We start from the raw sequence: 12730 nt of genomic DNA, 5'->3' as shown, positions 1-12730 counted from the left end.
CGCGCCAAACATGAAAATGACGCCACGAACGGATGAATCTGCGCTGGCGCGATCGAATCGGCGCGACGCGCGTAGGCTCATGTCCGGCGCCCTTCCGGCCCGTTCTAGGCTGGCGCCGGGCCCGGTCGACCCAACCCCATCGGCCAAGGAACTCAACGGAAGCGAGAATTCACCACCGTGACTGCTCTGACTCTCAGCACCGCCGCCGCGTCCGGCCTGCGTGCCGACGCGATCGTCGTCGGTGTAGCGAAGGGCGCCAAGGGCGCGGTTGTAGCGCCCGGCGCCGAGTCCGTGGACAAGGCGTACGACGGCAAGCTCGCGTCCGTCCTGGAGACCCTCGGTGCCTCGGGCGCCGAGGGCGAGGTGACGAAGCTGCCCGCGCCGTCCGGCTTCAAGGCGCCGGTCGTCGTCGCGGTCGGTCTCGGCACGGTGCCGGAGAAGGACGAGACGTACGGCACCGACGCCCTGCGCCGCGCCGCCGGCACCGCCGCGCGCGCCCTGACCGGCTCGAAGAAGGCCGGGTTCGCGCTGCCCACCGAGGACGCCGACGACGCCGGCGCGATCGCCGAGGGCGCGCTGCTCGGCGCGTACTCGTTCGACGCGTACAAGGAGAACGGCTCCGCGAAGGGCAAGAACGGCAAGGCGGCCAAGGACTCCAAGGGGCCGCTCGCCGAGATCGCCCTGCTCGGCGGCAAGTCCCGCGACAAGGCGTACAAGGCCGCGGTCGAGCGCGCCACCGCCGTGTCCGAGGAGCTCAACCGCTGCCGCGACCTGATCAACACCCCGCCGAACGACCTGAACCCCGAGGCCTTCGCCGCCGTCGTCACCGCGGCCGGCAAGGAGCACGGCATCAAGGTCCAGGTCCTGGACGAGAAGGCGCTCACCAAGGGCGGCTTCGGCGGCATCCTCGGTGTCGGCGTCGGCTCGGAGGCCCCGCCGCGCCTGGTGAAGCTGTCGTACACGTCGTCCAAGGCGAAGAAGCACCTCGCCTTCGTCGGCAAGGGCATCACGTACGACTCGGGCGGCATCTCGCTGAAGCCCGCCGGTCACAACGAGACCATGAAGTGCGACATGAGTGGCGCCGCGGCCGTCTTCGCCGCCGTCGTCGCCGCCGCGCGTCTGGGTCTCGAGGTGAACGTCACCGGCTGGCTCGCGCTCGCCGAGAACATGCCGTCCGGCTCGGCGACCCGCCCCGGCGACGTCCTGCGGATGTACAGCGGCAAGACGGTGGAGGTGCTCAACACCGACGCCGAGGGCCGCCTCGTCCTGGCCGACGCGATCGCCAAGGCCTCCGAGGACCAGCCCGACGCGATCGTCGACGTGGCGACGCTGACCGGCGCGATGATGATGGCGCTCGGCAGCCGCACCTTCGGCATCATGGCCAACGACGACGCGTTCCGCGCCGCGATCCACGACGTCTCCCTGGAGGCGGGCGAGGACTCCTGGCCGATGCCGCTGCCCGAGCACCTGAAGAAGGGCATGGACTCCCCCACCGCCGACATCGCCAACATGGGCGAGCGGATGGGCGGCGGTCTGGTGGCCGGTCTCTTCCTCCAGGAGTTCGTCGGCGAGGGCATCACCTGGGCGCACCTGGACATCGCGGGCCCGGCCTACAACGAGGGCGGACCGTTCGGCTACACGCCCAAGGGCGGCACCGGCTCCGCGGTCCGCACCCTGGTCCGGCTCGCCGAGCGCACGGCCGCGGGCGACCTCGGCTGATTTGCGTACGTTGCGTGGGGCCCCGGACGGCAGGTACGTCCGGGGCCCCGCGCGGTTTCGCCCACAACGAAATCCGTACGTTCGTACACCTTGGTAACCCCTGGACGTGTCGAATCAGACGTCTCACAGCCCGGCCCGCCGTCCCACCTCCCGCCGACAAGTGCGAAGATGGGTTCTCGGCAGGACAGGGCCCCCACCACAGGGCCGAAACAAGAGCGGCCGAATACCAGCCGACCGACCGGTCGTCCCCCGGGAAGAGCGGTCCGGCGTACGGCGCACATGCATGGAGGACGTGACGTGGCGAACGACGCCAGCACCGTTTTCGACCTAGTGATCCTCGGCGGCGGTAGCGGCGGTTACGCCGCGGCACTGCGCGCGTCGCAGCTGGGCCTGGACGTCGCCCTGATCGAGAAGGGCAAGGTCGGCGGCACCTGCCTGCACAACGGCTGCATCCCGACGAAGGCGCTGCTGCACGCCGGTGAGGTCGCCGACCAGGCTCGCGAGGCCGACCAGTTCGGTGTGAAGGCCACCTTCGATGGCATCGACATGGCGGCCGTCCACAAGTACAAGGACGACGTGATCTCGGGCCTCTACAAGGGCCTGCAGGGACTCATCGCCTCGCGCAAGGTGACGTACATCGAGGGCGAGGGCCGGCTGTCGTCCCCGACCTCCGTGGACGTGAACGGCCAGCGCATCCAGGGCCGCCACGTGCTCCTCGCGACCGGCTCCGTGCCGAAGTCGCTGCCGGGCCTGGAGATCGACGGCAACCGCATCATCTCCTCGGACCACGCGCTGGTCATGGACCGCGTGCCGAAGTCCGCGATCATCCTGGGCGGCGGCGTCATCGGCGTCGAGTTCGCCTCGGCGTGGAAGTCCTTCGGGGCCGAGGTGACCGTCGTCGAGGGCCTCAAGCACCTCGTGCCGGTCGAGGACGAGAACTCCTCGAAGCTTCTTGAGCGCGCGTTCCGCAAGCGCGGCATCAAGTTCAACCTCGGCACCTTCTTCGAGAAGGCCGAGTACACGCAGGACGGCGTCCGCGTGACCCTCGCCGACGGCAAGACCTTCGAGGCCGAGGTGCTTCTGGTCGCCATCGGCCGCGGCCCGGTCTCCGCCGGTCTCGGCTACGAGGAGCAGGGCGTCGCGATGGACCGCGGCTATGTCCTGGTCGACGAGTACATGCAGACCAACGTCCCGACCATCTCGGCCGTGGGCGACCTGGTGCCGACCCTCCAGCTCGCGCACGTCGGCTTCGCCGAGGGCATCCTGGTGGCGGAGCGCCTGGCCGGTCTCAAGACCGTCCCGATCGACTACGACGGCGTGCCGAAGGTGACGTACTGCCACCCCGAGGTCGCCTCCGTGGGCATCACCGAGGCCAAGGCCAAGGAGATCTACGGCGCGGACAAGGTCGTCGCCCTCAAGTACAGCCTGGCGGGCAACGGCAAGAGCAAGATCCTCAAGACCGCGGGCGAGATCAAGCTCGTCCAGGTCAAGGACGGTGCCGTGGTCGGCGTCCACATGGTCGGCGACCGCATGGGCGAGCAGGTCGGCGAAGCCCAGCTGATCTACAACTGGGAGGCGCTGCCGGCCGAGGTCGCGCAGCTCATCCACGCCCACCCGACGCAGAACGAGGCGATGGGCGAGGCCCACCTGGCCCTCGCGGGCAAGCCGCTGCACTCCCACGACTGAGCCCCCTCAGTTTTTCGGGCGCGACGACCTAGACTTCCGCAATTTCGTAAGGAGCAACTGAAACCATGGCGGTTTCCGTATCCCTTCCGGCGCTCGGCGAGAGCGTCACCGAGGGCACTGTCACCCGTTGGCTGAAGGCCGAGGGCGAGCGCGTCGAGGCCGACGAGCCGCTGCTCGAGGTGTCGACCGACAAGGTCGACACCGAGATCCCGTCGCCGGCCTCCGGCATCCTGGCGTCCATCAAGGTCGCCGAGGACGAGACCGTCGAGGTCGGCGCCGAGCTGGCCGTCATCGACGACGGCAGCGGTGCCCCCGCTGCCGCCCCGGCCCCGGCCGCCGAGCCCGCTCCGGCGGCTGCTCCGGCCCCGGTCGCCGAGGCCCCCGCGGCTCCGGCCGCGCCGGCCGCCCCCGCCGCCGCGCCGGCCGGTGGCGCCACCGGCACCGACGTGACGCTGCCCGCCCTGGGCGAGTCCGTCACCGAGGGCACCGTCACCCGCTGGCTGAAGGCCGTGGGCGAAGAGGTCGCCGAGGACGAGCCGCTGCTCGAGGTCTCCACGGACAAGGTCGACACCGAGATCCCGTCGCCGGTCGCGGGCGTGCTGCTCGAGATCGCCGTCGGCGAGGACGAGACCGCCGAGGTCGGCGCCAAGCTCGCCGTCATCGGCGCCGCGGGTGCCGCTCCGGCCGCCGCGGCTCCGGCTGCCCCGGCCGCTCCGGCCCCGGCTCCGGCTCCGGCTCCGGCTCCGGTCGCGCCTGCCGCCCCGGCCGCCCCCGCCCCCGCCGCTCCGGCTCCGGTCCAGCCCGCGGCTCCGGCCCCGGTCGCGCCCGCCGCTCCGGCTCCGGTCGCCCCGGCCCCCGTCGCCCCGGCTGCTCCGGTCGCGCCCGCCGCGACCTCGCCCGCCGAGGACGGCGCGTACGTCACGCCGCTGGTCCGCAAGCTCGCGGGTGAGCACGGCGTGAGCCTCGCGGACGTCAAGGGCACCGGCGTCGGTGGCCGCATCCGCAAGCAGGACGTCATCGCCGCCGCCGAGGCCAAGAAGGCCGCCCCGGCTCCGGCCGCCGCCGCTGCCCCGGCCGCGTCGAAGGCCCCGGCCCTGGAGGTCTCTCCGCTCCGCGGCCAGACCGTCAAGATGACCCGCATGCGCAAGGTCATCGGCGACAACATGATGAAGGCGCTGCACTCGCAGGCCCAGCTGACCTCGGTCGTCGAGGTCGACATCACCAAGCTGATGAAGCTGCGCGCCAAGGCGAAGGACTCGTTCGCGGCTCGCGAGGGCGTCAAGCTCTCCCCGATGCCGTTCTTCGTCAAGGCCGCCGCCCAGGCGCTGAAGGCCCACCCGGTCGTCAACGCCCGGATCAACGACGACGAAGGCACCATCACGTACTTCGACTCGGAGAACATCGGCATCGCCGTTGACGCCGAGAAGGGTCTGATGACGCCGGTCATCAAGGGTGCGGGCGACCTGAACATCGCCGGTATCTCGAAGAAGACCGCCGAGCTGGCCGGCAAGGCCCGTGGCGGTGGCCTCACCCCGGACGACATGTCCGGCGCCACCTTCACGATCTCCAACACCGGTTCGCGCGGCGCCCTGTTCGACACGGTCATCGTGCCGCCGAACCAGGCCGCGATCCTCGGCATCGGTGCCACGGTGAAGCGTCCGGTCGTCATCAACCACCCGGACCTGGGCGAGACCATCGCCGTCCGTGACATGACGTACCTGTCGCTCTCCTACGACCACCGTCTGGTGGACGGCGCGGACGCCGCCCGCTACCTGACCGCGGTCAAGGCGATCCTCGAGGCCGGCGAGTTCGAGGTCGAGCTCGGTCTGTAGTCCTACCGCCCCGTAGGGCTGTAAGACTCGTCTCATCAGCGCGTACGCCCCCGTTCGGAGGTTTCCGGACGGGGGCGTCGCCGTATTGTCTAGGGGTCACCACGCCCTGGGGCGCTGCCCCTGCCGGAGGAGCCCACATGACCGCGCCCGTTGTTCACTCGCTGCGCGAACAGATCCGCGAGCACATCGTGGAGGGGATCGTCAGCGGGCGCTGGAAGCCGGGCGAGCGGATCGTGGAGCGCCGCATCGCCGTGGAGCTCGAGGTCTCGCAGACCCCGGTCCGTGAAGCTCTCCGGGAGCTTGAGACGCTGCGGCTCATCGAGTCCGCGCCCAACAAGGGTGTACGTGTACGCAACTTGACGGCGGCCGACCTGGAGGAGAGCTACCCGGTCCGTGCCGGCCTGGAGGCGATCGCCGCCGAACTCGCCGCGGAGAGCCTGGCCGAGGACTGCTCGGCCCTTGAGCCCCATGTGGCCGCCCTGTACGAGGCCGACCGGGCCGCGGACGGCACCGCGCAGGTGCGGCACACGGTGGGCTTCCACCGGGAGCTGGTACGGGCCGCGGACAACTCCGTGCTGCTGCACACCTGGGAGGGCCTCGGCATCGAGGTCTTCACCGCGCTGTCGATCCGCTGGCTCGGCACGGTTCAGCAGTCGTACGCGGAGGAGCACGAGGCCCTGGTCTCCGCTTTCCGGCGCCGCGACCCCGCGATCGCGGACCTGGTGAAGGCCCACGTGCTCGGCTGCGCGCCGCGCGCCTGACCCCCCTCCCGCAGGACTCCCACAGGACTCCCGCAGGGCTCCCGCTCATCCGTGGCCGACCCGCTCATACGTGCTCTCACCTGCGGGAACCCTTTAAATCGAAGGCACCGCGTGCCCGCTTTAATGGCACCGGATGCCTACTTTCTGAATATGAAGGAGTTTTCGCCTTCAACCCTTTGATCGATCATCGATCACGGAGTTAGAGTCTCCGACGGGCTCTCACCAGAGCCCTCTGCCCTGTCCTGCCAAAGACCTAGGGCAACCCCACCCCTTACCGAAACAGGGGACCCCCTCCGACTCAGGAAGGCGGCGACATGACCGACCCCTCCGCAATCCAGCCGAGCGAGCTCGACCAGCTCCCGGACCGCGACCCCGAGGAGACCGCCGAATGGCAGGCCTCCCTGGACGCCGTTACGCAGGCGGCCGGGCCGCACCGTGCCGCGTACCTGATGCGCCGCACGCTGGAGCGCGCCGAGGGCGCGGGCCTGGCGCTGCCCAAGCTCCTTGAGACCGACTACGTCAACACCATCCCCACCTCCGCCGAGCCGTCCATCGACGGTGACGAGGAGATGGAGCGGAAGATCGCCGCGTGGAACCGCTGGAACGCGGCCGCGATGGTCACCCGGGGCAGCAAGCACGGCGTCGGCGGCCACATCGCCACCTTCGCCTCCGCCGCCTGGCTGTACGAGACGGGCTTCAACCACTTCTTCAAGGGCAAGGAGTCCGGCGAGGCCGCCGGCTCCGGCGACCAGCTCTACATCCAGGGCCACGCATCGCCCGGCATCTACGCCCGCGCCTTCCTCGACGGCCGGCTGAACGAGACGCAGCTCGACAACTTCCGGCAGGAGGCGGGCGGCAACGGCCTGCCCTCCTACCCGCACCCGCGCCGCCTGCCCTGGCTGTGGGAGTTCCCGACCGTCTCGATGGGTCTGGGTCCGCTCTCCGCCATCTACCAGGCGCGCTTCAACCGGTATCTCACCAACCGCGGCATCAAGGACGTCTCCGCCTCGCACGTGTGGGCGTTCCTCGGTGACGGCGAGATGGACGAGCCCGAGTCGACGGCGGCCCTCGCACTGGCCGCGCGTGAGGGTCTGGACAACCTCACCTACGTCATCAACTGCAACCTGCAGCGCCTCGACGGCCCGGTCCGCGCCAACTTCCGCGTGGTGCAGGAGCTGGAGGCCCAGTTCCGCGGCGCCGGCTGGAACGTCATCAAGGTCCTGTGGGGCAACGCCTGGGACGAGCTGTTCCAGCTCGACACCACGGGCGCGCTCGTCCGCCGCCTGCGCGAGGTGCCGGACGCCCAGTTCCAGACGTACGCGACGCGTGACGCCGCCTACATCCGCGAGCACTTCTTCGGTGCCGAGCCCGCGCTCGTCGCCCTCGGTCAGCTGCTCAGCGACGACAAGATCAGCGAGTGCTTCCACCTCTCGCGCGGCGGCCACGAGGCCCGCAAGGTCTACGCCGCCTACCGCGCCGCGCTCACCCACACGGGCGCGCCGACCGTGATCCTCGCGCAGACGGTCAAGGGCTTCACGCTGGGCAAGGGCTTCGAGTCCAAGAACGCCAACCACCAGATGAAGAAGCTGACGGTGGACGAGTTCAAGGACATGCGTGACCTCCTTGAACTGCCGATCCCGGACAGCGACTTCGTCGACGGCCAGGTGCCCTACGGCCACCCCGGCGCCGACTCCCCCGAGGTCCGCTACCTCCAGGAGCGCCGCGCGGCCCTCGGCGGTCCGGCCCCGGCCCGCCGCACGCAGCCGCTCGCGCCGCTGCCCGCCCCCGCCGACAAGGCTTTCGCCGCGTTCGACAAGGGCTCCGGCAGCCAGTCGATGGCGACGACCATGGCGTTCGTACGTCTCGCCAAGGACCTGATCCGCGACAAGGAGACCGGCAAGCGCTGGGTGCCGATCGTCCCCGACGAGGCGCGCACCTTCGGCATGGAGTCGCTCTTCCCGTCGCTCGGCATCTACTCGCCCAAGGGCCAGAACTACGAGCCGGTCGACCGCGACCAGCTGATGTACTACCGCGAGGCGAAGGACGGCCAGATCCTCAACGAGGGGATCACCGAGGCCGGGTCGATGGCGGACTTCATCGCCGCGTCGTCGTCGTACGCGACGCACGGCGAAGCCATGATCCCCTTCTACATCTTCTACTCGATGTTCGGCTGGCAGCGGACCGCCGACCAGATGTGGCAGCTCGGCGACCAGCTCGGCCGCGGCTTCCTCATCGGCGCCACCGCCGGTCGTACGACGCTGACGGGTGAGGGTCTGCAGCACGCGGACGGCCACTCGCCGGTGATCGCCGCGACGAACCCCGCCGCGATGTCGTACGACCCGGCCTTCGCCTACGAGGTCGCGGCGATCGTCAAGGACGGTCTGCGCCGGATGTACGGCGAGGCGGCCCCCGGTGAGGACCAGAACGTCTTCTACTACCTCACCGTCTACAACGAGCCGATGCCGCAGCCCGCGAAGCCCGCGGGTGTGGACGAGGGGATCGTGCGCGGTCTCTACCGGTTCAACACCGCCGAGACGGCCGGGATCTCCCCCGCCGCCAACGCCGCGCGCATCCAGCTGCTCGGCTCGGGCACGGCCATCCACTGGACGCTCAAGGCCCAGCAGCTGCTCGCCGAGGAGTGGGGTGTGGCCGCCGACGTATGGTCCGCGACCTCCTGGACCGAGCTGCGCCGCGACGCCCTGGAGGCCGACGAGGCCATCCTGCGCGGCGAGGAGCGTACTCCCTACCTGCGTACGGCACTTGAGGGTGCGCAGGGTCCCGTGCTCGCCGTCTCCGACTACATGCGCCAGGTCCCCGACCAGATCGCGCAGTGGGTCGAGCAGGACTACTCCTCGCTCGGTGCGGACGGCTTCGGCCTCTCCGACACGCGTGACGCCGCGCGCCGCCACTTCGGCATCGACGCCGAGTCGATCGTCGTCGCAGCGCTCGCGCAGCTCGCCCGTCGTGGCGAGGTGCCCGCTGCCGCGGTGAAGGAGGCTCGGGCCAAGTACGGCCTGTAGGCCTTCGGCTTGACGCTTGATACGTGCGCGGGTCCCCACCGTCTGGTGGGGGCCCGCGTTCGTGTGCGCGGCATCATGGGTCCATGCGCGCTGCCCGCCTCATCAAAATGGTGCTGCTGCTTCAGGCACGGCCCTCCATGACCGCCGCCGAGCTCGCCGCCGAGCTCGAAGTGTCCGAGCGGACCATCACGCGGGACGCGCAGGCGCTGTCGGAGGCGGGCGTTCCCGTCTACGCCGATCGGGGGCGGGCCGGTGGCTACCGGCTCATCGGCGGGTATCGCACACGCCTTACCGGGCTCGGGCGCAGCGAGGCCGAGGCGCTGTTTCTGTCCGGAGTGCCGGGCGCGCTGCGGGAGATGGGCCTGGAGGACGCGGCATCGGCGGCCCGGCTGAAGGTGTCGGCGGCGCTGATGCCCTCGCTGCGGGACGCATCGCAGAACGCCTCGCAGCGGTTCCATCTGGACGCGCCGGGGTGGTTCAAGGAGACGCCCGCCCCCGAACTGCTGCCCGCGGTCGCGGACGCGGTGTGGGACGACCGCCGGGTCACCGCCCGCTACCGGCGCCAAGAGGCCGAGGTGGAGCGGGAGTTGGAGCCGTACGGGCTCGTGCTCAAGGCGGGCGTCTGGTACTTGTGCGCGCGGGTTCCCGACTCCGGGGCGTACCGCGTGTACCGCATCGACCGGTTCGCGTCGATCGCCTCCGGCGAGGAACGCTTCGTACGCGATGAGGAGTTCGACCTGCCGGGTTTCTGGGAGGAGCGGGCCGCGCAGTTCGCGCGGGCGATCCTGCGGTCCGAGGTCGTGGTGCGGCTCTCCGAGGCGGGGGTGCGGCACCTTCCGTACGCCACCGATCCCGCGTCCGCTCGTGAGGCGATGGCGTCGGCGGGCGAGCCCGACGCGGCGGGCCGGGTGACGGTCACGCTGCCCGTCGAGAACGAGGACGTGGCGTTCACCCAGCTCATGGCGCTCGGGCCGGAGGCGGAGGTCATCGCGCCCGAGGGTCTGCGGGCGCGATTCGCGCGGGCGGCGGCGCGGATGACGGGGCTCTACGACTCCTGAGGGCTCTACGACTTCTGAGATCTCTACGACTTCTGAAGTTTCTTACCGGTAGCCGGTGACGTCGGCGGTCTTGCTCTCCTGGTCGACCTCCGTCATATAGCGCCAGGCGTCCGGCGCCGAACCGTCCACGTCCGTGAAGCCGTACTCCTTGGCGAGGCCGCCGCTGGAGAGCGACTTTCCGTTCCAGCGGGCCACCTGGGGGTCGGAGGCGAGCGCGACGAGGGCGCGGCCCACGAAGGTCGGCGTCTCGGAGATCGCGAAGTGCGGGTTCTGCTCGCAGCCGTCCTGCCAATTCTCCTCGCTCACGCTGAAGGCGGTGTCGAGCATGAACTCCGAGCGCAGCCAGCCGGGGGTCAGACAGAGCGCCGTGCAGCCGTACTCCCCGACCTCCTCGGCGAGGCCGCGCGCCATCCGCAGCGGGGCCGACTTGGCCAGGTCGTAGTAGAAGGGCTTGCGGTAGTTGGGGCCGTTGTACTCCTCGGTCCCGTCGGTGACCTCGACGACCAGGCCGCCGGGGTTCCTGACGAGCAGCGGCAGCGCGAACCGGCTGGTGACGATGTGGGTCTCGACGCCGAGACGGAGGATGCGCATCCCCTTGTCGAGGTCGTGCTCCCACATCTTCTTGTCCCACTCGACGTGGACGTCGCCGCCCCAGATGTCGTTGACCAGGATGTCGAGGCGGCCCTGCTCCCGGTCGATCCGCTCGACCAGGGCTTCGACCTGCTCGGGCTCCAGATGATCGGTGGGTACGGCGATGCCCTTGCCGCCGCCCGCTTCCGCTCCCGCCTCGGTGACCAGCTCGGCGGTCTCCTCGATGGTCTCGGTGGTGCGGCCGACCTCACTGGTGTGCTCGCGGGTCGTCCGTCCCGTCACATACACGGTGGCCCCTGCACGGCCGAGCTCCACGGACATGGCCCGGCCCGCGCCACGGGTGGCACCGGCGACGAGGGCGATCTTTCCGGTCAGTGTGTGCGGAAGTGCGCGTGTGGTGTCCATGGTCCGAGGCTGCCACCCAATGCCGACACCTGCTGTCGGGTTTTCCATGGGCATGTGCACGCATAACGAGACAGTCGCATCCGCCGCACTCCACGTGCGTACCCACCCCCCAGGACCGATGCTTGTCCCGTGATGGACGAGACGGAGTTCTGGGAGATCGTGGACCGCACCCGCGTGGCCGCCGAGGGCGACCCCGAGGACCACGCCGACCTGCTCGTCGAGAGACTGCTCGAACTCGAACCGGACATGGTGCTCGACTTCGCCCGTCACTTCGAGGCGCGCTACAACCGCGCCTACCGCTGGGACCTTTGGGGCGCCGCCTGGATCCTGCTCGGCGGCGTGAGCGACGACGCCTTCGACTACTTCCGGTGCTGGCTGATCGGCCAGGGGCGTGAGGTCTTCGAGGGCGCCCTGCACGACCCCGACTCCCTCGCGGATCTCCTGGAGGACTTCGACGAGGAGATCGACGGTGACGGCGAGGAGCTCGGGTACGCCGCCGACGAGGCATACGAGCAGCTCACCGGTGTCGTCACCCCCGACCTCGGCATCGCACCGGCCCCACCGGAGCCGGAGGGCACACCGCTCGACTTCGAGAACAACAGCGTGATGGCCCAGCGCTACCCGAAGCTCTGGGTCGCGTTCGGCGGTGTCGACTAGGCCCGCGGTTCGACTGGCCCGTGGTTCGACTGGCCGTCCTTCGACTGCCCCGTGGGGGCTCGATTTCATGAGCGGCTCGGGCTGACGCGCGGCTCGCCCCATCCGCTCGTGCCCCGCGCTACCGGCTCTGCAACCTCGCCGCCGTCTCCCTGATCGCGGGGAGCGCGGCCATCAGGGCGGCGCCCGGGCAGTACGTGTAGTAGCCGTCCCTGTGTCCGGAGATCGCCCGGAACTGCCCGCTGCTGCCCGCCCGGTACTTGCTGAGGCTGTGCGTGGAGACCAACCGCACCGTCGACCGAGGGTCGACGTCCGAGAGCCCGAGCTTCCACGCGGCCAACGCCGCCAGGGCGTCGGTCATGGCCCGGGGAACCGGTGTCCCCTCCGTGAACGTCCCGATCGCCGCGATCCCCACCGACCCCCGGTTGAAGCCCTGGGTGTGCGCCCCCACCACCGCTCTGTCGATCCCGCCTGCCCTCCCCTCATAGATGGTCCCGCACCGGTCGACCAGGAAGTTGTAGCCGATGTCGTCCCAGTCCCTGCCCTCCGCCTGTCCCACGTACAGATAGCGGATGATGCGCGGGGCGTCCGCGCAGTCGTAGCTGTTCGGCGAGTCCGTGTGGTGCACGAAGACCGCGTCGACCCGGTCGGCGTACCGGGCCGGCGGCGGGTCCTTCACCGCGTCGACCAGCCAGTCGGCGCGGAGCACCACCGGAGGCTGCCCCGCCGGATGCCCGGCGGGCCGCCGCACCCGCGCCGCCGCCGCCGGCATCAGGGAGTCCCGCTCCTTCACGCCGACCACAGCCCCGGTGACCCCACCGAACTCCACCGGCCCGCCGGCCCGCGCCGCCGTCTCCGGCCCCACGGACACCGCGCATATCAGCAGCAGCGACACGGCCGCGGCTCCGGGCACACAGCACAACGCGACACGGGCCGCTCGGGCCGCCGGCGCCGACCGCACTGCCGCGACCGCTCGGGCCCCCGCCGCGCGCACCGATGACGGC

At 70.5% G+C, this 12730-nt stretch carries 9 protein-coding genes; 7 read left to right on the top strand and 2 right to left on the bottom strand.

What is annotated here, in order from left to right:
• Positions 1 to 177: 177 nt before the first annotated feature.
• The 6 genes from OG453_RS13770 (at position 178) to OG453_RS13745 (ending at position 10076) form a co-directional block, all read left to right on the top strand.
• Positions 178 to 1719: a leucyl aminopeptidase gene (locus tag OG453_RS13770; protein ID WP_266867798.1), complete on the top strand. Its 1542-nt coding sequence runs from the start codon at positions 178 to 180 to the stop codon at positions 1717 to 1719.
• 297 nt (positions 1720 to 2016) lie between these two features.
• Positions 2017 to 3405 carry a dihydrolipoyl dehydrogenase gene (gene lpdA, locus OG453_RS13765; protein WP_266867796.1) on the top strand — a complete coding sequence of 463 codons (1389 nt, stop codon included), beginning with the start codon at positions 2017 to 2019 and terminating at the stop codon, positions 3403 to 3405.
• 65 nt (positions 3406 to 3470) lie between these two features.
• Positions 3471 to 5237 (top strand): 2-oxoglutarate dehydrogenase, E2 component, dihydrolipoamide succinyltransferase, encoded by a 1767-nt coding sequence (gene sucB, locus OG453_RS13760; protein WP_266867794.1) that lies wholly within the window; start codon positions 3471 to 3473, stop codon positions 5235 to 5237.
• A 137-nt stretch (positions 5238 to 5374) separates the two neighbouring features.
• On the top strand, positions 5375 to 5998 hold the full coding sequence (locus OG453_RS13755; RefSeq protein WP_266867793.1) for a GntR family transcriptional regulator: 624 nt from the start codon (positions 5375 to 5377) through the stop codon (positions 5996 to 5998).
• Between the two features lie 314 nt (positions 5999 to 6312).
• Positions 6313 to 9018 (top strand): pyruvate dehydrogenase (acetyl-transferring), homodimeric type, encoded by a 2706-nt coding sequence (gene aceE, locus OG453_RS13750; RefSeq protein WP_266867791.1) that lies wholly within the window; start codon positions 6313 to 6315, stop codon positions 9016 to 9018.
• An 83-nt stretch (positions 9019 to 9101) separates the two neighbouring features.
• A complete protein-coding gene (locus OG453_RS13745) occupies positions 9102 to 10076 on the top strand; it encodes a YafY family protein (protein ID WP_266867789.1) in 975 nt (324 codons plus the stop codon).
• A gap of 42 nt (positions 10077 to 10118) precedes the next feature.
• Here the strand turns inward: OG453_RS13745 and OG453_RS13740 are convergent, their stop codons facing one another.
• Entirely contained in the window at positions 10119 to 11072 is a 954-nt protein-coding gene (locus tag OG453_RS13740) for an SDR family oxidoreductase (protein ID WP_266867787.1), read from the bottom strand.
• A gap of 132 nt (positions 11073 to 11204) precedes the next feature.
• Between OG453_RS13740 and OG453_RS13735 the strand changes: the two genes are divergently transcribed.
• Complete coding sequence (locus OG453_RS13735) at positions 11205 to 11729, top strand: DUF4240 domain-containing protein (RefSeq protein ID WP_266869852.1); 525 nt, start codon at positions 11205 to 11207, stop codon at positions 11727 to 11729.
• A 118-nt stretch (positions 11730 to 11847) separates the two neighbouring features.
• Here the strand turns inward: OG453_RS13735 and OG453_RS13730 are convergent, their stop codons facing one another.
• Entirely contained in the window at positions 11848 to 12621 is a 774-nt protein-coding gene (locus tag OG453_RS13730) for a peptidoglycan recognition protein (protein ID WP_266867785.1), read from the bottom strand.
• Positions 12622 to 12730: the final 109 nt, after the last annotated feature.

The sequence above is a fragment of the Streptomyces sp. NBC_01381 genome, assembly GCF_026340305.1.
Taxonomy (GTDB): Bacteria; Actinomycetota; Actinomycetes; order Streptomycetales; family Streptomycetaceae; genus Streptomyces.
Note: the sequence above shows the minus strand (reverse complement) of the source record. Positions and strands in the feature narration are given on the sequence as shown.

Bases quoted from the DNA above. Each gene is read 5' to 3' on its own strand.
- OG453_RS13755 (WP_266867793.1), top strand. From the start codon at position 5,375: ATGACCGCGCCCGTTGTTCACTCGCTGCGCGAACAGATCCGCGAGCAC.
- sucB (WP_266867794.1), top strand. From the start codon at position 3,471: ATGGCGGTTTCCGTATCCCTTCCGGCGCTCGGCGAGAGCGTCACCGAG.
- OG453_RS13745 (WP_266867789.1), top strand. From the start codon at position 9,102: ATGCGCGCTGCCCGCCTCATCAAAATGGTGCTGCTGCTTCAGGCACGG.
- OG453_RS13735 (WP_266869852.1), top strand. From the start codon at position 11,205: ATGGACGAGACGGAGTTCTGGGAGATCGTGGACCGCACCCGCGTGGCC.
- aceE (WP_266867791.1), top strand. From the start codon at position 6,313: ATGACCGACCCCTCCGCAATCCAGCCGAGCGAGCTCGACCAGCTCCCG.
- OG453_RS13740 (WP_266867787.1), bottom strand. From the start codon at position 11,072: ATGGACACCACACGCGCACTTCCGCACACACTGACCGGAAAGATCGCC.